20 protein-coding genes are annotated in these 26,194 nt (G+C 64.8%); 12 read left to right on the forward strand and 8 right to left on the reverse strand.

All coding sequences use genetic code 11. From position 1 onward, the window contains the following. The first annotated feature begins 88 nt into the window (after positions 1-88). From acnD to prpD, 3 genes are all read left to right on the forward strand, one after another. Entirely contained in the window at positions 89-2,677 is a 2,589-nt protein-coding gene (acnD, locus tag NP552_RS23380) for a Fe/S-dependent 2-methylisocitrate dehydratase AcnD (RefSeq protein WP_274097200.1), read from the forward strand. A 148-nt stretch (positions 2,678-2,825) separates the two neighbouring features. Beyond that, the gene (gene prpF / locus NP552_RS23385; protein WP_058541879.1) at positions 2,826-4,016 is read left to right on the forward strand and encodes a 2-methylaconitate cis-trans isomerase PrpF; all 1,191 of its coding nucleotides are present in this window, start codon (positions 2,826-2,828) and stop codon (positions 4,014-4,016) included. Between the two features lie 51 nt (positions 4,017-4,067). After that, complete coding sequence (gene prpD / locus NP552_RS23390; protein ID WP_274097201.1) at positions 4,068-5,552, forward strand: 2-methylcitrate dehydratase; 1,485 nt, start codon at positions 4,068-4,070, stop codon at positions 5,550-5,552. 71 nt (positions 5,553-5,623) lie between these two features. Here prpD and acnB read toward each other — a convergent pair whose 3' ends face one another. After that, positions 5,624-8,233, reverse strand: a complete 2,610-nt coding sequence (gene acnB / locus NP552_RS23395) for a bifunctional aconitate hydratase 2/2-methylisocitrate dehydratase (RefSeq protein ID WP_054915695.1) — start codon at positions 8,231-8,233, stop codon at positions 5,624-5,626. A 406-nt stretch (positions 8,234-8,639) separates the two neighbouring features. Here acnB and NP552_RS23400 point away from each other — a divergent pair, with 406 nt between their 5' ends. Next, positions 8,640-9,107 (forward strand): DUF1289 domain-containing protein, encoded by a 468-nt coding sequence (locus NP552_RS23400; protein ID WP_043863069.1) that lies wholly within the window; start codon positions 8,640-8,642, stop codon positions 9,105-9,107. An 84-nt stretch (positions 9,108-9,191) separates the two neighbouring features. Here NP552_RS23400 and NP552_RS23405 read toward each other — a convergent pair whose 3' ends face one another. After that, entirely contained in the window at positions 9,192-10,058 is an 867-nt protein-coding gene (locus tag NP552_RS23405) for a universal stress protein (RefSeq protein WP_043863068.1), read from the reverse strand. A 159-nt stretch (positions 10,059-10,217) separates the two neighbouring features. Here NP552_RS23405 and NP552_RS23410 point away from each other — a divergent pair, with 159 nt between their 5' ends. The 5 genes from NP552_RS23410 (at position 10,218) to NP552_RS23430 (ending at position 15,697) form a co-directional block, all read left to right on the forward strand. After that, entirely contained in the window at positions 10,218-10,823 is a 606-nt protein-coding gene (locus NP552_RS23410) for a tRNA-(ms[2]io[6]A)-hydroxylase (RefSeq protein WP_043863067.1), read from the forward strand. Between the two features lie 190 nt (positions 10,824-11,013). Beyond that, complete coding sequence (locus NP552_RS23415; protein ID WP_043863066.1) at positions 11,014-11,487, forward strand: MarR family winged helix-turn-helix transcriptional regulator; 474 nt, start codon at positions 11,014-11,016, stop codon at positions 11,485-11,487. Next, complete coding sequence (locus tag NP552_RS23420; protein WP_196932963.1) at positions 11,484-12,950, forward strand: efflux transporter outer membrane subunit; 1,467 nt, start codon at positions 11,484-11,486, stop codon at positions 12,948-12,950. The genes NP552_RS23415 and NP552_RS23420 overlap by 4 nt, the downstream gene beginning before the upstream one ends. An 18-nt stretch (positions 12,951-12,968) precedes the next feature. Beyond that, positions 12,969-14,171, forward strand: coding sequence for an HlyD family secretion protein (locus NP552_RS23425; protein ID WP_043863064.1), 1,203 nt, complete (start codon positions 12,969-12,971; stop codon positions 14,169-14,171). Continuing rightward, on the forward strand, positions 14,168-15,697 hold the full coding sequence (locus NP552_RS23430) for a DHA2 family efflux MFS transporter permease subunit (protein WP_058541883.1): 1,530 nt from the start codon (positions 14,168-14,170) through the stop codon (positions 15,695-15,697). The genes NP552_RS23425 and NP552_RS23430 overlap by 4 nt, the downstream gene beginning before the upstream one ends. A gap of 76 nt (positions 15,698-15,773) precedes the next feature. Here NP552_RS23430 and lpxH read toward each other — a convergent pair whose 3' ends face one another. Together lpxH and NP552_RS23440 are read right to left on the reverse strand one after the other, a co-directional pair. Continuing rightward, positions 15,774-16,496: a UDP-2,3-diacylglucosamine diphosphatase gene (gene lpxH / locus NP552_RS23435; RefSeq protein WP_058541884.1), complete on the reverse strand. Its 723-nt coding sequence runs from the start codon at positions 16,494-16,496 to the stop codon at positions 15,774-15,776. Then, positions 16,493-16,996 carry a peptidylprolyl isomerase gene (locus NP552_RS23440; protein WP_043863061.1) on the reverse strand — a complete coding sequence of 168 codons (504 nt, stop codon included), beginning with the start codon at positions 16,994-16,996 and terminating at the stop codon, positions 16,493-16,495. Before NP552_RS23440 ends, lpxH begins: the two co-directional genes overlap by 4 nt. 236 nt (positions 16,997-17,232) lie before the next feature. Here NP552_RS23440 and NP552_RS23445 point away from each other — a divergent pair, with 236 nt between their 5' ends. Both NP552_RS23445 and cysS read left to right on the forward strand, forming a co-directional pair. After that, complete coding sequence (locus NP552_RS23445; RefSeq protein ID WP_043863060.1) at positions 17,233-18,936, forward strand: glutamine--tRNA ligase/YqeY domain fusion protein; 1,704 nt, start codon at positions 17,233-17,235, stop codon at positions 18,934-18,936. Between the two features lie 10 nt (positions 18,937-18,946). Continuing rightward, positions 18,947-20,329 carry a cysteine--tRNA ligase gene (gene cysS / locus NP552_RS23450; protein ID WP_043863059.1) on the forward strand — a complete coding sequence of 461 codons (1,383 nt, stop codon included), beginning with the start codon at positions 18,947-18,949 and terminating at the stop codon, positions 20,327-20,329. Positions 20,330-20,432: 103 nt separating this feature from the next. Here the strand turns inward: cysS and NP552_RS23455 are convergent, their stop codons facing one another. The 3 genes from NP552_RS23455 to NP552_RS23465 all read right to left on the reverse strand — a co-directional run bounded on the left by NP552_RS23455 (position 20,433) and on the right by NP552_RS23465 (position 23,669). Next, positions 20,433-21,821: a sensor histidine kinase gene (locus tag NP552_RS23455; RefSeq protein ID WP_274097202.1), complete on the reverse strand. Its 1,389-nt coding sequence runs from the start codon at positions 21,819-21,821 to the stop codon at positions 20,433-20,435. Continuing rightward, positions 21,799-22,479, reverse strand: a complete 681-nt coding sequence (locus NP552_RS23460; protein WP_043863057.1) for a response regulator transcription factor — start codon at positions 22,477-22,479, stop codon at positions 21,799-21,801. The genes NP552_RS23455 and NP552_RS23460 overlap by 23 nt, the downstream gene beginning before the upstream one ends. Positions 22,480-22,649: 170 nt before the next feature. Next, positions 22,650-23,669 (reverse strand): branched-chain amino acid aminotransferase, encoded by a 1,020-nt coding sequence (locus NP552_RS23465; RefSeq protein ID WP_043863056.1) that lies wholly within the window; start codon positions 23,667-23,669, stop codon positions 22,650-22,652. Positions 23,670-24,044: 375 nt separating this feature from the next. Here NP552_RS23465 and NP552_RS23470 point away from each other — a divergent pair, with 375 nt between their 5' ends. Next, positions 24,045-24,575: a cysteine hydrolase family protein gene (locus tag NP552_RS23470; protein WP_043863055.1), complete on the forward strand. Its 531-nt coding sequence runs from the start codon at positions 24,045-24,047 to the stop codon at positions 24,573-24,575. Here NP552_RS23470 and NP552_RS23475 read toward each other — a convergent pair. Next, positions 24,486-26,159 (reverse strand): ABC-F family ATP-binding cassette domain-containing protein, encoded by a 1,674-nt coding sequence (locus NP552_RS23475; RefSeq protein WP_274097203.1) that lies wholly within the window; start codon positions 26,157-26,159, stop codon positions 24,486-24,488. The genes NP552_RS23470 and NP552_RS23475 overlap by 90 nt on opposite strands. Positions 26,160-26,194 lie beyond the last annotated feature (35 nt).

The raw sequence follows: 26,194 nt of genomic DNA on the forward strand, positions 1-26,194 counted from the left end.
TTCTACCGTTCGCCGGCAAGGCCGGCTCCTACAGGTTTCCCATCGTTGCTGCGCACCGCCGACTTATCCGTGATTGAGTCCCGCGTCCATGAATACTGAATTTCGCAAGCACCTGCCGGGCACCACGCTCGACTACTTCGACGCCCGCGCCGCCATCGACGCCATCAGCCCCGGCGCCTACGACAAGCTGCCCTATACCTCCCGCGTACTGGCCGAAAACCTGGTGCGCCGCTGCGACCCGGCAACCCTCGATGCCTCGCTCAGCCAACTGATCGAGCGCAAGCGCGACCTCGACTTCCCCTGGTACCCGGCCCGCGTGGTGTGCCATGACATCCTTGGCCAGACCGCACTGGTTGACCTTGCCGGCCTGCGTGACGCCATCGCCGACAAGGGCGGCGACCCGGCCCAGGTCAACCCGGTGGTGCCGGTGCAACTGATCGTCGACCACTCGCTGGCCGTGGAGTGCGGCGGCTTCGACCCGCAGGCGTTCGAGAAGAACCGCGCCATCGAAGACCGTCGCAACGAAGACCGCTTCCACTTCATCAACTGGACCAAGAAGGCGTTCAAGAACGTCGATGTGATCCAGCCCGGCAACGGCATCATGCACCAGATCAACCTGGAGAAGATGTCGCCGGTGATCCACGCCGAGCAGGGCGTGGCCTATCCCGATACCTGCGTCGGTACCGACAGCCACACCCCCCACGTGGATGCCCTGGGCGTGATCGCCATCGGCGTCGGCGGCCTGGAGGCCGAGAACGTGATGCTGGGTCGTGCGTCCTGGATGCGCCTGCCGGAAATCGTCGGCGTGCAGCTCACCGGCAAGCCGCAGCCAGGCATCACCGCCACCGACGTGGTGCTGGCGCTCACCGAGTTCCTGCGCAAGGCCAAGGTGGTCGGCGCCTACCTCGAGTTCTACGGCGAGGGCGCTCGTGCGTTGACCCTGGGCGATCGCGCGACCATCTCCAACATGGCCCCCGAATACGGCGCGACGGCGGCGATGTTCTCCATCGACCAGCAGACCATCGATTACCTCAAGCTCACCGGTCGTGAAGACGCCCAGGTCAAGCTGGTGGAAACCTACGCCAAGGTCGCCGGCCTGTGGTCCGACAGCCTGGTCAATGCCGAATACGAGCGTGGCCTGCAGTTCGACCTGTCGAGCGTGGTACGCAACATGGCCGGCCCGTCCAACCCGCATGCCCGGGTGGCCACCAGCGAGCTGGCTGCCAGGGGCATTGCCGGGCAATGGGAAGAGGTGCCGGGGCAGATGCCTGACGGCGCGGTGATCATCGCTGCCATCACCAGCTGCACCAACACCAGCAACCCGCGCAACGTGATCGCTGCCGGGCTGCTGGCGCGCAATGCCAACAGGCTGGGGCTGACGCGCAAGCCGTGGGTCAAGTCGTCGCTGGCGCCAGGCTCCAAGACCGTGGCCCTGTACCTCAAAGAGGCGGGCCTGGAGGATGAGCTGGAGCAGCTGGGTTTTGGCATCGTGGCGTTTGCCTGCACCACCTGCAACGGCATGTCCGGCGCTCTGGACCCGGTGATCCAGCAGGAAATCATCGACCGCGACCTGTACGCCACCGCCGTGCTGTCGGGCAACCGCAACTTCGACGGGCGTATCCATCCGTACGCCAAGCAGGCCTTCCTGGCCTCGCCGCCGCTGGTGGTGGCCTACGCCATTGCCGGCACCATCCGTTTCGATATCGAGAAGGACGTGCTGGCCGTGGTGGAGGGCAAGGAAATCCGCCTCAAGGACATCTGGCCCAGCGACGAAGAGATCGATGCAGTGGTCAAGGCTGCGGTCAAGCCGGAGCAGTTCCGCCAGGTGTACATCCCGATGTTCGCCGTGCACGAAGACACCGGGCCCAAGGTCGACCCGCTGTACGACTGGCGCGCCATGAGCACCTACATCCGTCGCCCGCCGTACTGGGAAGGCGCGCTGGCAGGCGAGCGCTCGCTCAAGGGCATGCGCCCGCTGGCGGTGCTGCCGGACAACATCACCACCGACCACCTGTCGCCGTCCAACGCGATCATGCTCGACAGCGCCGCAGGCGAGTACCTGGCGAAGATGGGCCTGCCCGAAGAGGACTTCAACTCCTACGCCACCCACCGTGGCGACCACCTGACCGCGCAGCGCGCGACCTTCGCCAACCCCAAGCTGTTCAACGAGATGGTGCAGGAGAACGGCAAGGTCAAGCAGGGTTCGCTGGCGCGTATCGAGCCGGAGGGCAAGGTGACGCGCATGTGGGAGGCCATCGAGACCTACATGCAGCGCAAGCAGCCGCTGATCATCGTGGCCGGTGCCGACTATGGCCAGGGCTCGTCACGCGACTGGGCGGCCAAGGGTGTGCGCCTGGCCGGTGTCGAGGCCATCGTGGCCGAGGGCTTCGAGCGTATCCACCGTACCAACCTGGTGGGCATGGGCGTGTTGCCGCTGGAGTTCAAGCCGGGCACCGACCGCAAGACCCTGGGTATCGATGGCAGCGAGACCTATGACGTGGTGGGGCAGCGGACACCGCGGGCCACCTTGACCCTGGTGATCACGCGGCGTGACGGCGAGCGCCTGGAGGTGCCGGTGACCTGCCGTCTGGACACGGCGGAAGAGGTGTCGATCTACGAGGCGGGCGGTGTACTGCAGCGCTTTGCCCAGGACTTTCTCGAGTCGTCGGTGGCATAAAAGACTCAGCTTGCCTCGCCCTTGTGGGAGCGGGCTTGACCCGCGATGCAGGCGACGCGGTACTGGCTGTAACCGCATCGCTTGCATCGCGGGTCGAGCCCGCTCCCACAGAGCAGGTGGCTCGATCACATTACAGGACAAGATTTCCATGCCACACGTACCCCAGATCAGAATCCCCGCCACCTACATCCGTGGCGGCACCAGCAAAGGCGTGTTCTTCAACCTCGAAGACCTGCCCGAAGCCGCCCAGCTCCCCGGCGCCGCGCGCGATGCGCTGCTGCTGCGGGTTATCGGCAGCCCCGACCCCTACGGCAAGCAGATCGACGGCATGGGCGGGGCCACCTCCAGCACCAGCAAGACAGTCATCCTGTCGCGCAGCATCAAGCCCGGGCACGACGTCGACTACCTGTTCGGCCAGGTCGCCATCGACAAGGCCTTCGTCGACTGGAGCGGCAACTGTGGCAACCTCTCGGCGGCAGTCGGCTCGTTCGCCATCAGCGCCGGCCTGGTCGACGCCAGTCGCATCCCGCGCAATGGTGTGGCTGTGGTGCGCATCTGGCAGGCCAACATCGGCAAGACCATCATCGCCCACGTACCGATCACCGAAGGCGAAGTGCAGGAAACCGGCGACTTCGAACTCGACGGCGTGACCTTTCCCGCCGCCGAGGTGCAGCTCGAATTCCTCGACCCGGCCGCCGACGAAGACGGCGCGGGGGGCTCGATGTTCCCCACCGGCAACCTGGTCGACGACCTGGTGGTGCCCGGTGTCGGCACCTTCAAGGCAACCCTGATCAACGCCGGCATCCCGACCATCTTCATCGACGCCCAGGCCCTGGGCTACACCGGCACCGAGCTGCAGGACGCAATCAACGGCGACCCCGAGGCCCTGGCGCGTTTCGAAACCATCCGTGCCCACGGCGCCGTGCACATGGGCCTGATCGAGCACGTCGAGCAGGCCGCGCAGCGCCAGCACACGCCCAAGGTGGCGTTCGTGGCACCGCCGGCCGCCTATCAGTCCTCCAGCGGCAAGACCGTGGCAGCGAGCGATATCGACCTGCTGGTGCGTGCGTTGTCGATGGGCAAGCTGCACCACGCCATGATGGGTACGGCAGCGGTGGCCATCGGCACCGCGGCGGCCATCCCCGGCACCCTGGTCAACCTTGCTGCCGGTGGCGGCGAGCGCAGCGCCGTGCGCTTCGGTCACCCCTCGGGCACCTTGCGCGTGGGCGCCGAGGCGCGCCAGGTGAATGGCGACTGGACCGTTACCAAAGCAATCATGAGCCGCAGCGCTCGCGTGCTGATGGAGGGTTGGGTACGCGTACCTGGCGATACCTTCTAGAGGCAGCGGTGCTCGGCTCTCCTTTCACCCCATGTGAACAGAGAGACGACAATGAGTGCCAATGTTGACCTGAACGACCGTCCCGACTACGACCGGGTCCTGCAGGACATTGCCGACTATGTCCTGCACTTCAGGGCCGAGCCGGGGGAGGCGCTGGACACGGCGCGCAACTGCCTGATGGACACCCTGGGTTGCGGCCTGCTGGCGCTGCGCTTTCCCGAGTGCACCAAGCACCTGGGGCCGCTGGTGGAGGGTACCGTGGTGCCCCATGGCGCGCGGGTGCCCGGCACCGCGTACCGCCTCGACCCGGTCAAGGCGGCCTGGGACATCGGCTGCATCGTGCGCTGGCTGGACTACAACGATACCTGGCTGGCCGCAGAATGGGGTCATCCCTCCGACAACCTCGGCGGCATCCTCGCGGTGGCCGACCACCTCTCGCAAAAGCGCGTGGCCAACGGCGGCGCGCCGCTGACCCTGCACACGGTGCTCGAGGCCATGATCATGGCCCACGAGATCCAGGGCGTGCTCGCGCTGGAAAACGCTTTCAACCGGGTGGGCCTGGACCACGTGCTGCTGGTCAAGGTCGCATCCACGGCGGTGTGCGCCCGGCTCATGGGCGCCAATCGCGAGCAGTTGCTGGCGGCCCTGTCCCAGGCCTTTGTCGATGGCCAGGCGCTGCGCACCTACCGCCATGCCCCCAATGCCGGCTCGCGCAAGTCGTGGGCGGCCGGTGATGCGTCGAGTCGCGGGGTGCGCCTGGCGGACATCGCCCTGCGCGGCGAGATGGGCATCCCCGGCGTGCTCACCGCGCCGCAGTGGGGCTTCTATGACGTGCTGTTCAGCCATACCAACAAGGACCTGGCGCTCAAGCCCGAGGGCAAGCGCGAGTTCAGCCTGTCGCAGCCGTTCGGCAGCTACGTGATGGAGAACATACTGTTCAAGATCAGCTTTCCGGCCGAGTTCCATGCGCAGACCGCCTGCGAGGCGGCGGTGACCCTGCATCCGCAGGTGCGCAATCGCCTGCATGAAATCGAGCGCATCGTGATCACCACCCATGAGTCGGCGATTCGCATCATTTCCAAGGTCGGCACGCTGGCCAACGCGGCGGACCGGGACCACTGCCTGCAGTACATGACGGCGGTGCCGCTGATCTTCGGCAACCTGGTGGCCGAGCATTACGAAGATGATTTCCATGCGGCGCACCCGACCATCGACCGCTTGCGCGAGAAGATGGTGATCGTCGAAGACCCGCGTTTCAGTCGCGAGTACCTGGAGGCCGACAAGCGCTCGATCGCCAACGCGGTGCAGGTGTTCTTCACCGACGGCTCGAGCACCGAACAGGTGGTGGTGGAGTACCCCATCGGGCACCGGCGCCGGCGCGCCCAGGGCATCCCGCTGCTGGAGGACAAGTTCAAGGCCAACCTGGCGACGCGGTTTACTGCGCAGCGTTCGGCCGAAATTCTTGCGCTGTGCAAGGATCAGGCGAGGCTTGAGGCGACGGCGGTGCATCGGTTCATGGATCTGTTCGTGATCTGAGGGGCGAAGCTTTTCAGAAGGCAACAAAAAGCCCCGCCAATTGGCGGGGCTTCTTTTCACGCTAAGTCAGCTTACGCTTGAACGACCGGGATATTGGCGTTCGCAGCGGCTTCACGGAACTCGGCGATCTGGTCGAAGCTCAGGTAGCGGTAGATGTCGGCAGCCATGCTGTCGATATTCGCCGCGTACTCCATGTACTCCTCGACGGTTGGCAGCTTGCCCAGGATCGAGGCAACGGCAGCCAGTTCGGCGGAGGCCAGGAACACGTTGGCACCATCGCCCAGACGGTTCGGGAAGTTACGGGTCGACGTCGACACAACGGTCGAGTTCGGCTCTACGCGTGCCTGGTTACCCATGCACAGCGAGCAGCCCGGCATTTCCATGCGCGCGCCAGCCTTGCCGTAGATGCCGTAGTAGCCTTCCTCGGTCAGCTGGTGAGCGTCCATCTTGGTCGGCGGCGACAGCCACAGACGGGTTGGCAGCTGACCCTTGACCTTGTCCAGCAGCTTGCCGGCAGCGCGGAAGTGACCGATGTTGGTCATGCACGAACCGATGAACACTTCGTCGATCTTCTGGCCCTGGACGCTGGACAGCAGGCGAGCGTCGTCCGGGTCGTTAGGAGCGCAGAGAACCGGCTCCTTGATATCGGCCAGGTCGATCTCGATGACTTCGGCGTACTCGGCATCGGCGTCGGCCGACAGCAGCTCGGGCTTGGCCAGCCAGGCTTCCATCGCCTGTGCACGGCGCTCCATGGTGCGCGCATCGCCGTAGCCTTCGCTGATCATCCAGCGCAGCAGGGTGATGTTCGACTTCAGGTACTCGGCAATGGCTTTTTCAGGCAGCTTGATGGTGCAACCGGCAGCCGAACGTTCGGCCGAGGCGTCGGACAGTTCGAATGCCTGTTCCACGGTCAGGTCGTCCAGGCCTTCGATTTCCAGGATGCGGCCGGAGAAGGCGTTGATCTTGCCTTTCTTCTCGACGGTCAGCAGGCCTTTCTGGATGCCGTAGTAAGGGATGGCGTGAACCAGGTCACGCAGGGTGATGCCTGGGTTCAGCTTGCCCTTGAAGCGCACCAGTACCGACTCCGGCATGTCCAGTGGCATCACGCCAGTGGCAGCGGCGAAGGCGACCAGGCCGGAACCGGCCGGGAACGAGATGCCGATCGGGAAGCGGGTGTGCGAGTCACCACCGGTACCGACGGTGTCCGGCAGCAGCATGCGGTTCAGCCAGCTGTGGATGATGCCGTCGCCTGGACGCAGGGACACGCCGCCACGGGTGCGGATGAAATCCGGCAGGGTGTGGTGGGTGGTCACGTCGATCGGCTTCGGATAGGCCGCGGTGTGGCAGAACGACTGCATGACCAGGTCGGCCGAGAAGCCCAGGCACGCCAGGTCTTTCAGTTCGTCACGGGTCATCGGACCGGTGGTGTCCTGGGAGCCGACGGTGGTCATCTTCGGTTCGCAGTAGGTGCCAGGACGAACGCCCTTGCCCACTGGCAGGCCGCAGGCCTTGCCGACCATCTTCTGGGCCAGGGTGTAGCCCTTGCCGGTGTCGACAGGTGCTTCAGGCAGCTTGAACAGGTCGGTCGGGCCCAGGCCCAGCTCGGCGCGCGCCTTCTCGGTCAGGCCACGGCCGACGATCAGCGGGATACGACCACCGGCGCGGACTTCGTCCAGCAGCACGGGGGTTTTCATCTCGAAGGTGGTGATGACTTCGTCGGTACCGTGCTTGCACACCTTGCCGGCGTGCGGGTACAGGTCGATCACGTCGCCCATGTGGATGTTCGACACGTCGAATTCGATCGGCAGGGCGCCGGCGTCTTCCATGGTGTTGTAGAAGATCGGGGCGATCTTGGAGCCGAAGCAGAAACCGCCAGCGCGCTTGTTCGGCACGTAAGGGATGTCGTCGCCGAAGAACCACAGCACCGAGTTGGTCGCCGATTTACGCGAGGAACCGGTACCGACCACGTCACCGACGTAGGCGATCGGGAAGCCTTCGTTGCGCATCTGCTCGATCTGCTTCATCGGGCCGATGGCGCCTTGCACGTCCGGCACGATGCCGTCGCGGGCCATTTTCAGCATGGCCAGGGCGTGCAGCGGGATGTCAGGGCGCGACCAGGCGTCCGGGGCAGGGGACAGGTCGTCGGTGTTGGTTTCGCCGGTGACCTTGAAGACGCGCAGGCTGATCTTGTCGGCCAGGGTCGGACGCTTCTTGAACCACTCGCCGTCAGCCCAGGACTGCAGTACCGCCTTGGCGTGAACGTTGCCGTTCTTGGCTTTTTCGGCCACGTCGTGGAAGGCGTCGAACATCAGCAGGGTGTGCTTGAGCTGTTCGGCGGCAACGGCGGCCAGTTCGGCGTCGTCCAGCAGCTCGACCAGGGTGGCGATGTTGTAGCCGCCCTGCATGGTGCCCAGCAGTTCAACGGCGCGCTGCTTGCTGATCAGCGGGGAGGTGGCTTCGCCCTTGGCGACCGCCGACAGGAAACCGGCCTTGACGTAGGCGGCTTCGTCCACTCCTGGTGGTACGCGGTTGGTGATCAGGTCGACGAGGACGGCTTCTTCGCCAGCGGGGGGATTCTTCAGCAGCTCGACCAGGCCTGCGGTTTGTTCGGCGTTAAGCGGCTGGGGCACGATACCCTGGGCGGCACGCTCTTCGATGTGTTTGCGGTAGGCTTCAAGCACAGTTATTACCCTCATCAGTGGTCCCAAATGGGTGTCCGGGACGCTCATCCAGAATGGCCGGCACCCATGCGCAATACGGCTTTTTGAGCCGCGTAGCCAGGGTTGCAGGACATCCTTACAGAAGCTGCTTTCAAAGTTTTACGCCTGTAGAACGGAGGCTGATGAGGGCTGGCGCGGTGCATTCGATGGTCGAATACCCCGAGCCAACGCCGTTCTACCGGATCAACTGTGCTCGTGACGCTTTGAAAACAGCTTCTAACGGACATTGCTGCCTTAAAAAGGCCGGGTGATTCTACGGTAAAAACGCGCCAAAGGTAAGGCGATTGCAACGACTTTACGGCGTGACCCCCGTTAGACAAAGGGCTAACATGGCCGTCTGTTCCATCGCCATGCCGTTGAATCTTTCATGTCCAATCAGTCAATAAAAACGCCTTGTGTCGGCCTGTGTTCCACGGTTTACGGGGACCTGGTGTGTCGCGGGTGCAAGCGTTTTCACCATGAGGTGATCCACTGGAACGGCTACAACGACGATGAAAAGCGTGCGGTGTGGCTGCGCCTGGAACACCTGCTGGTGCAGGTGATGGCGGCCAAGCTGGAGGTGTTCGACGCCGACAAGCTGCGCGGCCAGCTGGAGCTGCGCAAGATTCGATTCGTGCCGCATCAGTCCGAGTATTGCTGGGCTTATCAGCTGATTGCGCGGGGCGCGCGGGTGATCCGCGAGCTGGAAGCGTACGGGATGGTGCTGCTGCCGGAGTTTCGCGACTGGGAGCTGCCCGAGCTGCGCGATGCCATCGATCGGGAATTCTTTCTGTTGTCCGAGGCGCACTATCAGCGCTACATCGCGCCGGGCTTTCTCAAGGATGCGCTGGGTTAAGCGGTGTTCCCATCGCGGGTCAAGCCCGCTCCCACTGGATCACCGCTTACGCTGTGGGAGCGGGCGTGACCCGCGATGGGGTCTTCAGCCTCTGGCCAGCTCGTCCAGGTGCTTCACCTGGTCCTCGGTCTTGAGCACCAGCACATCGCATTCCAGCGAATCGAGCACCACCTCGGCGGTGTTGCCGATCAGTGCACCGGTAATCCCGCTACGCCCCACCGTACCCATCACCGTCACCACGGCTTCGTACTTTTTAGCCGTGTGCGGAATCAGCACGTCCGCCGGGCCTTCGGCCACATGCAGGCGATCGTCGGCGATATCGAATTCGGCCTGGAACGCAGCGCATTCGTCGCGGTACTTCTTCTCGATGGTGTCCTTGAGCTGGTACACCGGGTCCGCCGCCGAGAGCATGGGCGAGGGGTGGGCGCTGATCACGTGCAGGTTGCCCTTGGCCACGCTGGCAATGGCATAGCCGTGGTCGATGATGCTGGCGTGCAGCTTGCGATGCTCCTGATCGTCGTTGCCCACGTCCACCGCCGCCAGAATCACGCCACCGGTCCAGGGGCGCTCGGTCTTGACCATCAGCACCGCGCACGGGCACTGGCGCAGCAGTTTCCAGTCCGAAGGCGTCAGCAGGAACTTCTTCAGCGCGTTTTCCGGTCGGTGTTCCTTGATCACCAGCTCACAGCCTTCGGCTTTCTGCACGTCGATGATCGACTCGTGCAGGGTGTCGTGCCAGGCCTGCTCATAGGTGACATTGTCGTAGCCATCGTCGTGCAACTGGCTGGCGAGCAGGCTGAGCAGGGCACTGTGGTCCTGCTTCTTGTCGCACATCAGCAGGTGCAGGCGTGCCTTGGTGACGCCGGCGATCAGCTTGGCGCGGGTCAGGGCCTTGCTGTGGGCGTGGTCGGGGTCGAGCACCACCAGGATGCTGCGAACTTCTAAAAGCATGAGGGAGAACTCCTTCGACAATGGCATGCGATGCCTGACTATAGTCGGCGCCCCGGATGCGGTGGATGTTGATATGCATCAAGCATAGTCACTGGTGATCGCCACTGCCGCCGGTATAATCGCCGGTCTTGTCGACACCCCATGCCCGTTTGTGAGCCTATGTCCCTTATTCCCGAAATCGAAGCCTTCCTCGCCTGCCGCACCCCGGATGCCTGGGTCGATGCCGCCCTGGCCGACCAGGAGACGATGCTGATCGACCACAAGAACTGCGAGTTCAAGGCCGCCAGCACGGCGCTGAGCCTGATTGCCAAGTACAACACGCATGTCGACCTGATCAACATGATGTCGCGCCTGGCCCGCGAGGAGCTGGTGCATCACGAGCAGGTGCTGCGCCTGATGAAGAAGCGCAAGGTGGCCTTGCGCCCATTGTCGGCAGGGCGCTATGCCTCGGGGCTGCGCAAGGTGGTGCGCGCGCACGAGCCGGTGAAGCTGGTGGACACGCTGGTGGTCGGCGCGTTCATCGAGGCGCGCAGCTGCGAGCGCTTTGCTGCGGTGGTGCCGCACCTGGACGAGGAACTGGGCAAGTTCTACCACGGGCTGCTCAAGAGCGAGGCGCGCCATTACCAGGGGTACCTGAAGCTGGCGTACCAGTATGGCGAGGCGGCGGATGTGGAGCGCACCGTGGAGCGGGTGCGCGAGGTGGAAGCCGAACTGATCACCACGCCGGACGTGGAGTTTCGCTTCCATAGCGGCGTGCCGGCCTGAAGCATCGCGGGCCAAGCCCGCGCCCACAGGCTGATGACCCATCCTGTGGGAGCGGGCTTGGCCCGCGATACGGGCGCCGCAATACCTCCTTTTGTCGACAAAATAGAAAGCAAGCTAATTAATGCTTGGCCATTCGCTGCCTGAGCAGTAATATCTGCGGCATCCACTGCCTAAGCAGGTATCTCCCTTCATGCAGCACTTCACTCCCGAAAACTTCCAGTCCTGCACCATCGGCATGCTCCTGGGGCGCGCCGCACTGGTGAAGGACCGCATTCTGGACAGCCACCTGCAGGACTTCGGCGTCACCGCCGCGCAGTTCAAGGTGCTGATCATCGTGTCCCAGTACGGGGTCGATACCCCCGCCGAACTGTGCCGTTTCCTCAGCCTGGACAGCGGGTCGATGACGCGCATGCTCGATCGTCTGGAGCAGAAGGGCCTGATCGCCCGCAGCCGCTGCCCGCAGGACCGGCGCCAGGTACGCCTGGAGCTCACCGCCGATGGCGATGTGCTGGCCGGCCAGTTGCCCCAGATCGGTGCCTCGGCGATGAACGAGCTGGTTGGCGTGCTGGCCCCGGACGAGCTCAAGACCCTGGAAAAGATCCTGACCAAGGTGCTGCTGGCGGCCGGCGATGCCGTCACCGCTCTGCGCGTGGAGGCCCAATGAAACCACGAGCCCTGCGTGCCGGTGCAAGCCTGCTGGTGTTTGCCCTGAGCCTGGCCGGTTGCGCCAACTACAGTGGCCTCGATACCCAGGGCCGGCGCCTCGGCGCCGCCGACCTGCAGGCAGGCAAGACCCTCGGCGGCGTTGCCCTGTCGCCTGCGGCCTGGCCCAAGGGCGACTGGTGGACCCGCCTTGGCGACCCGCAACTGGACAGCCTGATCGGCGAGGCCTTGCGCGACAGCCCCGACATGCAGGTTGCCAGCGCCCGTGCCCATCAGGCCAGCGCCGCAGCCTACGCTGCCGACGCCGAGCGCATGCCCACGCTGGATGCCAGCGCCGGGGTCAGCCGCTCGCGCCTGGCCCGTGACCAGGACCCGACGGGGCAGGGCGGCAGCTACTCCACCCTGCGCAGCCTGAGCGCGACCTTCAACTACACCTTCGATCTCTGGGGTGGGCAACGCGATGCCTGGGAAGCCGCCCTGGGCCAGGCCCGTGCCGCCGAGGTGGACCGCCAGGCCGCACAACTGACCCTGGCCGCCGACGTTGCCCGTGCCTACAGCCAGCTGGGCCAGGCGCACATCGTCAACGACCTGACCCAGGAAGACCTCAAGCGTACCCGCCAGATGCTCGAACTCAGCCAGCGCCGGCTGGCCTCGGGTATCGACAGCCAGTACCAGCTGCAGCAGACCGAAAGCCTGGAGGCCAGCTCCCAGGAGCAGGCCATCAATGCCCAGAAGCAGCTACGCAGCGCGCAGATCGCGCTGGCGGTGCTGCTGGGCAAGGGCCCCGACCGTGGCCAGCAGATCGCCCGCCCCAATGTGCTCAAGCCTGCTGCGGTGGCGCTGCCCTCGGTGCTGCCGGCCGAGTTGCTGGGCCGGCGTCCGGACCTGGTGGCCGCGCGCTGGCGGGTCGAGGCGGCGAGCAAGTCGATCGATGCGAGCAAGACACGCTTCTACCCCAACCTCAACCTGAGCGCCGCCGCCGGCACCCAGGCACTGCTGGGTGATGCGATCTTCGGCGCGCCGAGCCGCTTCTTCAACATCGCCCCGACCGTGTCGCTGCCGATTTTCGACGGCGGGCGCCTGCGCGCTGACCTCGATGCCCGTGATGCCGACTACGACCTGGCCGTGGCGCAATACAACAAGAGCCTGGTGCGTGCACTGGGCGAGGTCAGCGACAGCATCGACCAGCTGCATGCACTGGGCCAGCAGATTGCAGCCAAGCAACGTGCCACCGACATCGCCCAGCAGTCCTACGACACCGTGATGCAGCGCTATGGCTCCGGCATCGGCAACTACCTGGATGTGCTGAGCATCGAACAGCAGCTGCTGCAGTCGCAGCGTCAGCTGGCCGAACTGAACGCCGAACAGATCGACCTGTCGATCCAGTTGATGCAGGCGCTGGGGGGCGGCTACCAGGCCGACACCCAGGCCGCCGCATTGCCCTCGACTTCCCGCAATCAATAAAACGCCAAGGTATTTCTCATGGCCACTGCATCCTCCCCGGACACTGCCCCTACCGAGCAGGACCTCAACAATCAGCGCAAGCGCAAGACGCTGCTGCTCGGGCTGCTGGTGCTCGTACTCGTGCTTGGCGCCGGTGTGTGGGCCTGGCACGAGCTCTACGGGCGCTGGAGCGAAAACACCGACGACGCCTATGTGAACGGCAACGTGGTGGAAATCACCCCGCTGGTCACCGGCACCGTCACCAGCATCGGCGCCGACGATGGCGACCTGGTGCACGCCGGCCAGGTGCTGATCCAGTTCGACCCGAGCGACACCGAGGTCGGCCTGCAGAGCGCCGAGGCCAAGCTGGCCCGCGCCGTGCGCCAGGTGCGTGGGCTTTACAGCAACGTCGATGGGCAGAAGGCCCAGGTGGCGGCGCGCAAGGCCGAACTGCAGAAGGCCCAGGAAAACTACAACCGACGCAAGACCCTGGCCGCCGGCGGGGCGATCTCGCAGGAGGAGTTGTCCCACGCCCGTGACGACCTGGCATCGGCACAAAGCGCGCTGAGCAATGCCCAGCAGCAGCTCAACACCACCACCGCGCTGGTCGACGACACCGTGGTCTCCTCGCACCCCGAAGTGCAGGCTGCCGCCGCCGACCTGCGCCAGGCCTACCTGGACAATGCCCGCACCACCCTGGTGGCGCCGGTCACCGGTTATGTGGCCAAGCGCACGGTGCAACTGGGCCAGCGCCTGCAGCCGGGCACCGCGACCATGGCGGTGATTCCGCTGGATCAGCTGTGGATCGACGCCAACTTCAAGGAAACCCAGCTGCGCAACATGCGTATCGGTCAGCCGGTGGACATCGTTGCCGACCTGTACGGCAGCGACGTGAAGTACAGCGGCACCATCGACAGCCTGGGCGCCGGTACCGGCAGCGCCTTCGCCCTGCTGCCGGCGCAGAACGCCACCGGCAACTGGATCAAGATCGTCCAGCGCGTGCCGGTGCGGATCCACATCAACCCCGAGCAACTGGCCGAACACCCGCTGCGGATCGGCCTGTCGACCCAGGTCGACGTCGACCTGCACGACCAGAGCGGCCCGGTGCTGGCGCAACAGCCGCCGCAGAAAGCCTCGTTCGCCACCCAGGTGTACGACCGCCAGCTGGTGGAGGCCGATACCCTGATCGCGCGCCTGATCCATGACAACAGCGCCGCCAGCGGCAAGACTGCGCAGCGATGAGCGGGCAGGCTTCGTTCACCCCGCCAAGCCTGCTGCTGACCACCATCGGCCTGTCGCTGGCAACGTTCATGCAGGTGCTCGACACCACCATCGCCAACGTCGCCCTGCCTACCATCTCCGGCAACCTGGGGGTGAGTTCGGAGCAGGGCACCTGGGTCATCACCTCGTTCGCGGTGAGCAACGCGATAGCCTTGCCGCTGACCGGCTGGCTGAGCCGGCGCTTCGGCGAGGTGAAGCTGTTCATCTGGGCCACGCTGCTGTTCGTGCTGGCGTCGTTCCTGTGCGGTATCTCGCAATCGATGCCCGAGCTGGTCGGCTTTCGCGTGTTGCAGGGCGTGGTGGCCGGGCCGTTGTACCCCATGACCCAGACCCTGCTGATTGCGGTGTACCCCCCGGCCAAGCGGGGTATGGCCCTGGCGCTGCTGGCGATGGTCACGGTGGTGGCGCCGATTGCCGGGCCGATACTCGGTGGCTGGATCACCGACAGCTACAGCTGGCCGTGGATCTTCTTCATCAACGTGCCGATCGGCCTGTTCGCTGCCGCCGTGGTGCGTCAGCAGATGCGTACCCGGCCGGTGAGCACCAGCCGCCAGCCGATGGACTACATCGGGCTGCTGAGCCTGATCGTCGGGGTGGGGGCATTGCAGATCGTGCTCGACAAGGGCAATGACCTGGACTGGTTCGAGTCCAGTTTCATCGTCATCGGCAGCCTGATTTCGGTGGTGTTCCTGGCGGTGTTCATCATCTGGGAACTGACCGACAAGCACCCGGTGGTGAACCTGCGCCTGTTTGCCCACCGCAACTTTCGCATCGGCACCATCGTGCTGGTGGGCGGGTATGCGGGGTTCTTCGGCATCAACCTGATCCTGCCGCAATGGCTGCAGACCCAGATGGGCTACACCGCCACCTGGGCGGGGCTGGCGGTGGCGCCGATCGGCCTGCTGCCGGTGCTGATGTCGCCGTTCGTGGGCAAGTACGCGCACAAGTTCGACCTGCGCGTGCTGGCGGGGCTGGCGTTCGTGGCAATCGGTGCCAGCTGCTTCATGCGGGCCGGGTTCACCAACGAGGTGGACTTCCAGCACATCGCCCTGGTGCAGCTGTTCATGGGTATCGGCGTTGCGTTGTTCTTCATGCCCACCTTGAGCATCCTGCTTTCGGACCTGCCGCCGCAGCAGATCGCCGACGGCTCGGGGCTGGCGACCTTCCTGCGGACCCTGGGCGGCAGCTTTGCCGCGTCGCTGACCACCTGGATCTGGATTCGCCGGGCCGACCAGCACCATGCGTACCTGAGCGAAAGCATCAGTACCTATGAGCCGGCCACCCGTGAAATGCTCGGCCACCTGGGCGGGGCGAACGGGCAGTCGTATGCGCAGCTGGAGCAGATGCTCAACAGCCAGGCGTACATGATGTCGACGGTGGATTACTTCACGTTGATGGGCTGGGTGTTCGTCGGGCTGGTGCTGCTGGTGTGGCTGGCCAAGCCGCCGTTCGCGGCCAAGGCCGGGCCGGCGTCGGCCGGGCACTGAAAAAGGCTTCGCCGGCAAGGCCGGCTCCTACAGGATTACGCAAAACCTGTAGGAGCCGGCCTTGCCGGCGAAGGGGTCAGGCAAAGTCGAAGGGGGCCAGCTGGAACCCTTGTTCATCCACCTGCAGCGCCCACCCCTGGCGATCCCAGTCGCCCAGCACGATACGCCGCGCCGGCGCATCGCCCACCACCAGCTTGTGGATCGCCGGGCGATGGGTGTGCCCATGCACCAGGGTGCGCACGCCATGCTGCTGCATCACCCGCGGTACCTCCTCGGGCGTCACATCGACAATGTCATTGGCCTTCATGCGCGTCTGCGCGCGGCTTTCGCTGCGCAGCTTGCGCGCAAGCTTGTGCCGCGTGCGCAACGGCAGGTGGCGCAGCACCCACAGGCTCACGGGGTTGCGCAGGTAACGGCGCAGCTTCATGTAGCCTTCGTCACGGGTGCACAGGCTGTCGCCATGCATCAGCAGCACCGGCTCGCCGCCCAGCTCGACCACGCTGGGGTCGGGTAGCAGGGTGGCGCCTGCGGCCTTGCAGAACGCCTGGCCGATGAGGAAGTCGCGGTTGCCGTGCATCAGGAACACCTGGGTGCCCGTGTCGCTCAGCGCACGCAAGGCCTGGCAGATCGACGCCTGGTAGGGCGTCATGGCGTCGTCGCCGATCCAGGCCTCGAAAAAGTCCCCGAGAATGTACAGCGCTTGCGCGCTGCGGGCACGGGTGGCCAGCAGATCAAGAAACGCCCGGGTAATGTCCGGGCGTTCTTCTTGCAGGTGCAGATCGGAGATCAGCAGTATCACCCAATGATCTCGGCTTTCTCGATGATCACGTCTTCGGCTGGCACGTCCTGGTGGCCGGCTTTGGAACCGGTGGCAACGGCCTTGATCTTGTCGACCACGTCGGTGCCTTCGGTGACTTTGCCGAACACCGCATAACCCCAGCCCTGCACGTTCTTGCCGCTGTGGTTGAGGAAGCTGTTGTCGGCGACGTTGATGAAGAACTGCGCCGAGGCCGAATGCGGCTCCATGGTACGGGCCATGGCGATGGTGTACTTGTCGTTGCTCAAGCCGTTGTCGGCTTCGTTCTGGATGCTCGGGCGCTTGTCTTTCTTCTCTTTCATGCCCGGCTCGAAACCGCCGCCCTGGATCATGAAGTTGCCGATGACGCGGTGGAACACGGTGTTCTCGTAGTGACCGGCTTTGACGTACTCGATGAAGTTGGCCACGGTGATCGGGGCTTTCTCGGCGTTCAGCTCGATGACGATGTCACCGTGATTGGTGGTCAGTTTGACTTGGGTCATGCTCAAATTCTCGCTTTTCAGGCATTCAAGAAATGGGTGCGCAGGATCGCGTAGTAACCCTGACGCACAGTTTACAGGCCACGATACGCACGTCACGGCAGTTTTTTTGCCCGGCCAGCCGAATATAGCGCCAGTTTGTCGGCGCTGCCCTGTCGGTAGCTCGGGCGCTTGGGCTATGATAAGCGCTTTGATTCAGTCGGCCTACCCGGGCCGTGTACCGGTATTTCAAGGATCCTATGAGCAAGCCCACCGCTGACAACGCTCCCAACGCCGCTGCCAAAGGCGCGCCCGCCGTCCCTGTGAACTTCCTGCGTCCGATCGTGCAGGCCGACCTGGATTCGGGCAAGCACACCAGCATCGTCACCCGTTTCCCGCCGGAGCCCAACGGCTACCTGCACATTGGTCACGCCAAGTCGATCTGCGTGAACTTCGGCCTGGCCCAGGAATTCGGCGGTGCCTGTCACCTGCGCTTCGATGACACCAACCCGGCCAAAGAGGACCAGGAGTACATCGACGCCATCCAGCGTGACGTCAAGTGGCTGGGCTTCGAGTGGACCGGCCCGGTGCGCTATGCCTCGCAGTACTTCGAGCAGTTGCATGCGTGGGCGGTCGACCTGATCAAGTCGGGCAATGCCTATGTGTGCGACCTGACCCCGGAGCAGGCCCGCGAGTACCGCGGCAACCTGACCGAGCCGGGCAAGAACAGCCCGTTCCGCGAGCGCAGCGTCGAGGAAAACCTCGACCTGTTCGCGCGCATGAAGGCCGGCGAGTTCCAGGATGGCGAGCGCGTGCTGCGCGCCAAGATCGACATGGCCTCGCCGAACATGAACCTGCGCGACCCGATCCTGTACCGCATCCGCCATGCCCATCATCACCAGACCGGCGACACCTGGTGCATCTACCCGATCTACGACTTCACCCATGGCCAGTCGGACGCGATCGAGGGCATCACCCACTCGATCTGCACCCTGGAGTTCGAAAGCCATCGTCCGTTGTACGAGTGGTTCCTCGACCACCTGCCGGTGCCGTGCAAGCCGCGCCAGTACGAGTTCAGCCGCCTGAACCTGAACTACACCATCACCAGCAAGCGCAAGCTCAAGCAACTGGTGGACGAGCAGCACGTACAGGGCTGGGACGACCCGCGCATGTCCACGCTGTCGGGCTTCCGCCGTCGTGGCTACACCCCGGCGTCTATCCGCAATTTCTGCGAGATGGTCGGCACCAACCGTTCCGACGGCGTGGTCGACATGTCGATGCTCGAATTCAGCATCCGTGACGACCTGGACCGCACCGCGCCACGGGCCATGTGCGTGCTGCGCCCGCTGAAGGTAGTCATCACCAACTACCCCGAAGGCCAGGTCGAGCAGCTCGAACTTCCGCGTCACCCCAAGGAAGACATGGGCGTGCGTGCACTGCCGTTCGCCCGCGAGATCTACATCGACCGCGACGACTTCATGGAAGAGCCGCCCAAGGGCTACAAGCGCCTGGAGCCGGCCGGTGAAGTGCGGCTGCGTGGCAGCTACGTGATCCGCGCCGACGAGGCGATCAAGGATGCCGAGGGCAACATCGTCGAGCTGCGCTGCTCGTACGACCCCGACACCCTGGGCAAGAACCCCGAGGGCCGAAAGGTCAAGGGTGTGATCCACTGGGTGCCGGCCGCGGCCAGCGTCGAGTGCGAAGTACGTCTGTATGACCGCCTGTTCCGTTCGGCCAACCCCGAGAAGACCGACGACGGCGGCAGCTTCCTTGACAACATCAATCCCGATTCGCTGCAGGTGCTGAGCGGTTGTCGTGCGGAACCTTCGCTGGGCCAGGCCCAGCCCGAAGACCGCTTCCAGTTCGAGCGCGAAGGCTACTTCTGCGTCGACCTGAAAGACTCCACGCCGGGTAAGCCGGTGTTCAACCGCACCGTGACCCTGCGCGATTCGTGGGGCAGCTAAGGAACTCTACGTGCTAAGCATCTACAACACCCTGAGCAAGACCAAGGAAGTTTTCGTTCCGCTCGATGGCAACAAGGTTCGCATGTACGTGTGCGGCATGACCGTGTACGACTTCTGCCACCTGGGCCATGGGCGCAGCATGGTCGCGTTCGACCTGGTCACGCGCTGGCTGCGCTACAGCGGCTACGACCTGACCTATGTGCGCAACATCACCGACATCGACGACAAGATCATCAACCGCGCCAACCAGAACGGCGAATCGTTCGAAGCGCTGACCGCGCGCATGATCGACGCGATGCACGAGGACGAGCGCCGTCTGAACATCCTGCCGCCGGACCAGGAGCCGCGTGCCACCGACCACATCGCCGGCATGCACGCGATGATCCAGACCCTGATCGACAAGGGTTATGCCTACGCGCCGGGCAACGGCGACGTGTACTACCGCGTCGGCAAGTTCGTCGGCTACGGCAAGCTGTCGCGCAAGAAGATCGAAGACCTGCGCATCGGTGCCCGCATCGAGGTCGACGAGGCCAAGCAGGACCCGCTCGACTTCGTGCTGTGGAAGGGCGTCAAGCCCGGCGAGCCGAGCTGGGAATCGCCGTGGGGCCCGGGCCGTCCGGGCTGGCACATCGAGTGCTCGGTGATGTCGACCTGCTGCCTGGGCGAGAGCTTCGACATTCATGGTGGCGGCAACGACCTGGAGTTCCCGCACCACGAGAACGAGATTGCCCAGAGCGAGGCGGCCACCGGCAAGCAGTACGCCAAGGCGTGGATGCATTGCGGCATGATCCGTATCAATGGCGAGAAGATGTCCAAGTCGTTGAACAACTTCTTCACCATTCGCGACGTGCTCGACAAGTATCACCCGGAGGTGGTGCGCTACCTGCTGGTGTCGAGCCACTACCGCAGCTCGATCAACTACTCCGAGGACAGCCTGCGCGAAGCCAAGGGCGCGCTGGAACGCTTCTACCATGCGCTGCGCGGCTTGCCGCGCGTGGCCGCGCAAGGTGGCGAGGCGTATGTCGAGCGTTTTGCCGCGGCCATGAACGACGACTTCGGCACGCCTGAAGCCTGTGCGGTGCTGTTCGACCTGGTGCGCGAGATCAACCGCGTGCGCGAGGCCGAGCCTGAGGTGGCCGCTGGCCTGGCGGGCCGTTTGCGCGAGCTGGCCGAGCTGCTGGGCGTGTTGCAGCTGGAGGCCGACGACTTCCTGCAGGCGGGCGCCGAAGGCAAGGTCGATGCGGCTGAAGTGGAGGCGTTGATCCAGGCGCGTCTGCAGGCACGTACCGACAAGAACTGGGCCGAATCGGACCGCATCCGCGACCAGCTGACCGCCATGGGCGTGGTGCTGGAAGACGGCAAGGGCACGACGACCTGGCGTCTGGCTGACTGATCGCGCTGCCCTCATCGCGGGTCGAGCCCGCTCCCACAGGTTGATCACTGTGCTCTAGATCAGTGATCAACCTGTGGGAGCGGGCTCTACCCGCGATGAGGCCCTAACTGGCCACCTTCGGCCGACATTGCAACACCAGCCGCGCCCCGCCCAATTCGCTGTCTCCTACCTCCAGCTCAAACCCATGCAGGTCGACGATCGCTGCAACGATCGAAAGCCCCAGCCCGAACCCGTTGTGCCGATGACCTTCCTCGCTGCGGTAGAACCGCTTGAGCACGGCCTCGCGCTCGTCCGCCGGAATCCCCGGCCCGCTGTCCTCCACCTCGATCAGCACGCCCTGGGCGTCTTCACGGGCTCGCATCCGCACCTGACCACCCGCCGGGGTGAACTTGATGGCATTGCCCAGCAGGTTGGCCAGGGCCTCGAACAGCAGCTCGCGGTCGCCCTTGAGCGCCGGCAACTGGTCGGGCAGTACCAGGGTCAGGCGAATTTCGCCGTCCTCGGCCAGCGGCAGGTAGAAGTCATGCAGCTCCACCAGCAGGGCACGCGGGTCCAGCTCGACGAAGCCGGCACGGCGCTGGCGGTCTTCCAGTTCGCTGATGCGCAGCAACCCGCGAAAACGCGCCATCAGGGTGTCGGTTTCGCTGATGGCCTGGTCCATCTGGTCGGCCTGGATCGAGTCGTCGTCGACCTGCTGGCGGATCCGGTACAGCTGGGCCCGCAGGCGCGTCAGCGGGGTGCGCAGGTCGTGGGCAATGTTGTCGCACACGCCTTTGACCTCATGCATCAACCGCTCGATGCGGTCGAGCATGGCGTTGACGATGGCTGCCAGCATGTCCAGTTCGTCACGGCGCGACGACAGCGGCAGACGGTGGGTGAGGTCGCCGGCCACGATCAGCTCGGCACTGGCCTGGATCGCCCTTATGCGCTTGAGCGGGCGGCGACGCAGCAGGTACCAGCCGGCGATGCCGGGAATGATGGTCAGCGACAGCCCCCACAGCAACGCATGCAGAATGATCCGCGTGACCACGAACAGCGAACCGTTGTCGCGTACCAGCACCAGCCAGCGGCCATCGCGCACCTTGAGCGCCACGGCATCACAGCTGTCTTTTGGCGTGCGCGGGTCGTCGGCGTCCAGGCAGCGGCTGAGCTCGTGGATCCTTCCATCCAGGCCCAGCTCGGGCGGGATCTGGCGGATCTGCCCGCCCAGTGGGTTGAACTGCGCGTCGAACAGCCCGTAGGCATCGAAGCTGCGTTCGTCGAAGGCCTGGCTGGCGATCAGGGCATCGTCGAGCTGCTTGCCGCTCATGTGTGCGAACAGATGCTGGCGCTGCAACAGGGAATGGCGGGTGAGCTTGTTCAGGTAGCCGGACACCTCGAAGTACAGCACCCCCATGAGGATGCTGCTCCAGGCCACGAACAGAAAGCTGTACAGCGCCAGCAGGCGGCTGGTGGACGAACTCCAGCCCTTAGACGGGTTCGGCAATGGCATAGCCGGAGCCCCGCACGGTGCGAATCAGCGGGGTTTGCCCGGCGGCGTCGATCTTTTTGCGCAGACGCCCGATGTGTACGTCGATCAGGTTGGTGCCGGGGTCGAAGTGGTACCCCCAGACTTCCTCGAAGATCATCATGCGGGTGATGACCTGGCCGGCGTGGCGCATCAGGAATTCCAGCAGCTTGTACTCGGTGGGCAGCAGGTTGAGGGTCTGCTCGCCGCGCCGGGCCTCGTGGCTTATCAGGTCCAGCTCCAGGTCGGCGACCTGCAGGCGGGTCTGGGCCATCGGCACGCTGTTGCGGCGCAGCAGCACTTCCACGCGCGCCGCCATCTCGTCGGAGGCAAACGGCTTGGTCAGGTAGTCGTCACCACCGGCGCGCAGGCCGCGCACGCGTTCGTCGACATCGGAGAGGGCGCTGATCATCAGGATCGGCGTGGCGATCTTGAGGTTGCGCAGGGTGGTGACGATGGTCAGGCCGTCGACTTCGGGCAGCATGCGGTCGAGGGTGATCAGGTCGTAGCCGCCGGCGATTGCCTTGGCCAGGCCTTCACGACCGTTGTCGGCCCAGTCGACCTCAAGGCCGTGGCTGGAGAGTTCGGCGACGATTTCCTGGCCGGTGACGGCATCGTCTTCGATAGTCAGTACGCGGGGCATGCTTTTACCTGGGCGGCGTGTGGAGACTCGATTGTGCCAAAGAATAGGCGGTGCCCGGGTTAAAGAAAAATTCATCTTGAAAAAGGGCTGCTGCGCAGCCAGTCACGGGTCGAGCCCGCTCCCACAAGGTTGCGATGAACCTGTGGGAGCGGGCTTGACCCGCGATGCATTCAGGCGACCTTGACGATCCAGCCCGCCGGCGCTTCGACGTCACCGCTCTGGATACCGGTCAGCTCGGCGTAGAGCTTCTGGGTTACCGGACCGACTTCGGTCTCGCTGTGGAACACGTGCAGCTTGCCGTTGTACTGGATGCCGCCGATCGGGGTGATCACCGCAGCGGTACCGCAGGCACCGGCTTCGATGAAGCGGTCCAGCTGGTTGATCAGCACGTCGCCCTCGATCACCTTCAGGCCCAGGCGCGATTCGGCCAGTTGCATCAGCGACAGGCGGGTGATGCCCGGCAGCACCGAGGCGGATTTCGGGGTCACGAACTCGTTGTTGGCGGTGATGCCGAAGAAGTTGGCCGAACCCACTTCCTCGATCTTGCTGTGGGTCAGCGGGTCGAGGTAGATGCAGTCGGCAAAGCCGGCCTTCTTGGCCTCATAGCCTGGTTGCAGGCTGGCTGCGTAGTTGCCACCGACCTTGGCGGCGCCGGTGCCCTGGGGCGCGGCACGGTCGAAATCGGAGATCAGGAACTTGTGCGGGGTCATGCCGCCCTTGAAGTACGAGCCAACCGGGATGGCGAAGATCGAGAAGATGAACTCCGGCGCGGTGCGTACGCCGATGTTGTCACCCACGCCGATCACGAACGGACGCAGGTACAGGGCGCCCTTGCCGTGCGGCGGTACGAAGCGTTCGTTGGCCTGGACCACCTGCTTGCAGGCCTCGATGAACTGTTCGGTCGGCACCCGCGGCATCAGCAGGCGATCGCAGCTGCGCTGCATGCGCAGGGCGTTCTGGTCGGGGCGGAACAGGTTGATCGAGCCATCCTTGCAGCGGTAGGCCTTCATGCCTTCGAAGCATTGCTGGCCGTAGTGCAGCGCGGTGGAGCCTTCGCTGATGTGCAGTACGTTGTCTTCGGTCAGGGTGCCCTTGTCCCACTCGCCATCACGGAAGTAGGAAAGGTAGCGCTTGTCGGTCTTGATGTAGTCAAAGCCCAGCTTGTCCCAGTTAATGCTCTCGTTACTCATGGCACCCTCGATCGGTTGGCAAATGCCTGTATGGTCAGGCCACGCATATTGCGCAAGCAGCCACGATAATACATCCCGTGCAGATCGGAAACGGGCAGATGCCGATTGCGCCGGTGCCCGGCCGCCAGCGCTTCAGGTCCGGCGTGACGAGCGTGAGTGGTCGCGCCGCCATGGGCTTGACCGACGCAGGGCTCGTGGAGCATTGTGCGTGACATGAATATCGACCTGTTGACCTCGACCCGCACCACCACGACCGCCATCGGCGGGCGATGGGTGGCTGTGTAAAGCGAACGCAGCAGGTCACCCAAGGCCCCGCCAGCAATGGACGGGGCCTTTTGGTTGGCGCGTCCGGCTGGCATCTTAAGGAGAGACACCATGCCCGTACGGCGCGCGTTACTGATTCTGGATATGCAGGTAGGCCTGTTCCATGGCCCCGAACAGCCCTGGCAGGGCGAGCGGATACTGGCCAACATCAACCGCCTGATCGGCACCGCACGGGCGGCCCGGGCGCCGATATTCGTCGCGCGCCACACCGGCCCGCAGGGTTCGCCGATCGAGGCCGGCAGCACACCCTGGCAACTGCTCCCGGCGCTGGAGGTAGACGAGCAATACGACCGCGTGTTCGACAAGTTCCGGCCCAGTGCCTTCTGGAACACGCCGCTGCGTGAGTGGCTGCAGCAGGCGGGCGTTGAAGAGCTGGTGGTGGTCGGCATGAAAACCCAGTACTGCGTCGATACCAATTGCCGCGTTGCTGCCGAGCTGGGCGTGCGCCCGGTACTGGTCAGCGACGCGCACACCTGCATGGATACCCCCGGCCTAGGCGCCGAGGCCATCGTCGCCCATCACAACCTCACCCTGGGCAGTGGCTTTGCCACCTTGTGCGTCACCGAAGCCGTGCAGTTCTGATTGCGGCATGCACAGCTGCCCCTGCAACTGCAGGTGTTGCAGGAACACCAGGTCATGGGACGCCACCAGCAGGGTCCCCTGATACTGGCAGAGCATCTGTTCCAGGGCCTGCAACGATGGCAGGTCGAGGTGGTTGCTGGGTTCGTCGAGCAACAGCAATTGCGCTGGCTGGTCGCTGTAGAGTACCGCGGCCAGCGCTGCCTTGAGCCGTTCGCCGCCACTGAGCAGGCCGCTGGGCAGGGTGATGCGGTCTGCATCCAGGCCCAGTTGCGCCAATCGGGTGCGCACGCTGCTCTGGTCGAGTTGACGGCACGCCTCGCGCACATGCTCCAGCACGCATACGCTCGGGTCGAGCAGGCTGCACTGCTGGTCCAGGTACGCCACGCTGGCGCGGGTCTCGCATTCACCCTTGCGGGGCGGCAGTTGCCCGGCCAGCACCTTGAGCAACGTGGATTTGCCGCTGCCGTTGGCGCCGGTGAGGGCAAGGCGCTGGCCGACGTACAGCACCAGGTCGAGCGCGTGCGGATGCTCGATGTGGGGTAGCTCAAGGTCACGCAGCCAGGCGATCTGGCTGCCTGGCGGCAACTGACGTGCCGGCGCGTGCAGTACCACCGGCTGCTGTGGGTCCAGGCGTTGAGCGGCTTCACGCACCTGGGTGTCCATGGCCTGGCGCGTGGCCAGGTGGTTGCGCTGCTGCCTGCCTGCGGTGGCCTCGCTGCGTTGCTGTTGACGGTCGAGCAGGATCTTCGCCTGGTTGCTGTGCCTGGCCTCGTGGCCGGCTCTGGCCTGGTGGCGTTCGAGGCGCTCGTGTTGACGCTGCAGGTCACGGGCCTGGCGCTGGCGTTCGAGCTTCAGACGTTCGAGATTGCGCTCGGCCAGTTCGGTGTCGCGGGCCTTGCAAGCGGTGAATGCGCTGTAGTCGCCCCCGTAGCTGTGCAGGCCCGAGGGCGACAGCTCGACGATGCGCTGCATGCTGGCGAGCAGCGTGCGGTCGTGGCTGATGACCAGCAGCCCCTTGTTCCAGCGTTCGAGCATGATCATCAGCGCGGCGCGGCTGGGGGCGTCCAGGTGGTTGGTGGGCTCGTCGAGAATCAGGTAGTCGGCGTCGCCGAGAAACGCACCCAGCAGTGCCACGCGCATGGCCTGGCCGCCGCTCAGCGTTTCGGCGGGGCGATCCCAGCGCAGCATGCCGAGCTGCTCGCGGGCCAGGTGGCTGTGCAGTTGCTCGCGTATGTTCCAGCGTTCGCCGACAGTCTCGAAGTCGCTCGCGGCGGTACTGCCAGCCTCGATGCGTTGGAGCGCTTCTATCACCTGGCGTACCTGGGCCAGGTCGGCGACCGTGGTGCGGGAGGTGATCGGCTGTTGAGCGAGGTAGTGCACGCGCCCCTGGCGCAGGCAGCGGCCATCGCTGGGCTCGAGCTGACCGGCCATCAGGCGTGCGAGTATGGATTTGCCCACGCCGTTGCGCCCCACCAGGCCGGTGCGGCGCTGGTCGAAACGTTCGGTGAGGGTGGAAAACAGCAGCCTGCCGTCTGGCAGTGCATAGGTGACGCTGTCCAGCGTCAGGGATGACGTGTTCGTCATGCGAACCTCCAAGGATGCCTGGTGCTTCCCCCGGT

This window comes from Pseudomonas sp. 8209, from assembly GCF_028682105.1.
Classification (GTDB): domain Bacteria; phylum Pseudomonadota; class Gammaproteobacteria; order Pseudomonadales; family Pseudomonadaceae; genus Aquipseudomonas; species Aquipseudomonas palmensis.

Coding starts and splice junctions, on each gene's coding strand:
- NP552_RS23465 (WP_043863056.1), bottom strand. CDS start 23,669: ATGAGTAACGAGAGCATTAACTGGGACAAGCTGGGCTTTGACTACATC.
- NP552_RS23460 (WP_043863057.1), bottom strand. CDS start 22,479: ATGCCCCGCGTACTGACTATCGAAGACGATGCCGTCACCGGCCAGGAA.
- prpD (WP_274097201.1), top strand. CDS start 4,068: ATGAGTGCCAATGTTGACCTGAACGACCGTCCCGACTACGACCGGGTC.
- NP552_RS23470 (WP_043863055.1), top strand. CDS start 24,045: ATGCCCGTACGGCGCGCGTTACTGATTCTGGATATGCAGGTAGGCCTG.
- NP552_RS23415 (WP_043863066.1), top strand. CDS start 11,014: ATGCAGCACTTCACTCCCGAAAACTTCCAGTCCTGCACCATCGGCATG.
- NP552_RS23405 (WP_043863068.1), bottom strand. CDS start 10,058: ATGCTTTTAGAAGTTCGCAGCATCCTGGTGGTGCTCGACCCCGACCAC.
- NP552_RS23440 (WP_043863061.1), bottom strand. CDS start 16,996: ATGACCCAAGTCAAACTGACCACCAATCACGGTGACATCGTCATCGAG.
- NP552_RS23430 (WP_058541883.1), top strand. CDS start 14,168: ATGAGCGGGCAGGCTTCGTTCACCCCGCCAAGCCTGCTGCTGACCACC.
- NP552_RS23455 (WP_274097202.1), bottom strand. CDS start 21,821: ATGCCATTGCCGAACCCGTCTAAGGGCTGGAGTTCGTCCACCAGCCGC.
- NP552_RS23420 (WP_196932963.1), top strand. CDS start 11,484: ATGAAACCACGAGCCCTGCGTGCCGGTGCAAGCCTGCTGGTGTTTGCC.
- prpF (WP_058541879.1), top strand. CDS start 2,826: ATGCCACACGTACCCCAGATCAGAATCCCCGCCACCTACATCCGTGGC.
- acnD (WP_274097200.1), top strand. CDS start 89: ATGAATACTGAATTTCGCAAGCACCTGCCGGGCACCACGCTCGACTAC.
- NP552_RS23445 (WP_043863060.1), top strand. CDS start 17,233: ATGAGCAAGCCCACCGCTGACAACGCTCCCAACGCCGCTGCCAAAGGC.
- NP552_RS23410 (WP_043863067.1), top strand. CDS start 10,218: ATGTCCCTTATTCCCGAAATCGAAGCCTTCCTCGCCTGCCGCACCCCG.
- NP552_RS23425 (WP_043863064.1), top strand. CDS start 12,969: ATGGCCACTGCATCCTCCCCGGACACTGCCCCTACCGAGCAGGACCTC.
- NP552_RS23475 (WP_274097203.1), bottom strand. CDS start 26,159: ATGACGAACACGTCATCCCTGACGCTGGACAGCGTCACCTATGCACTG.
- NP552_RS23400 (WP_043863069.1), top strand. CDS start 8,640: ATGTCCAATCAGTCAATAAAAACGCCTTGTGTCGGCCTGTGTTCCACG.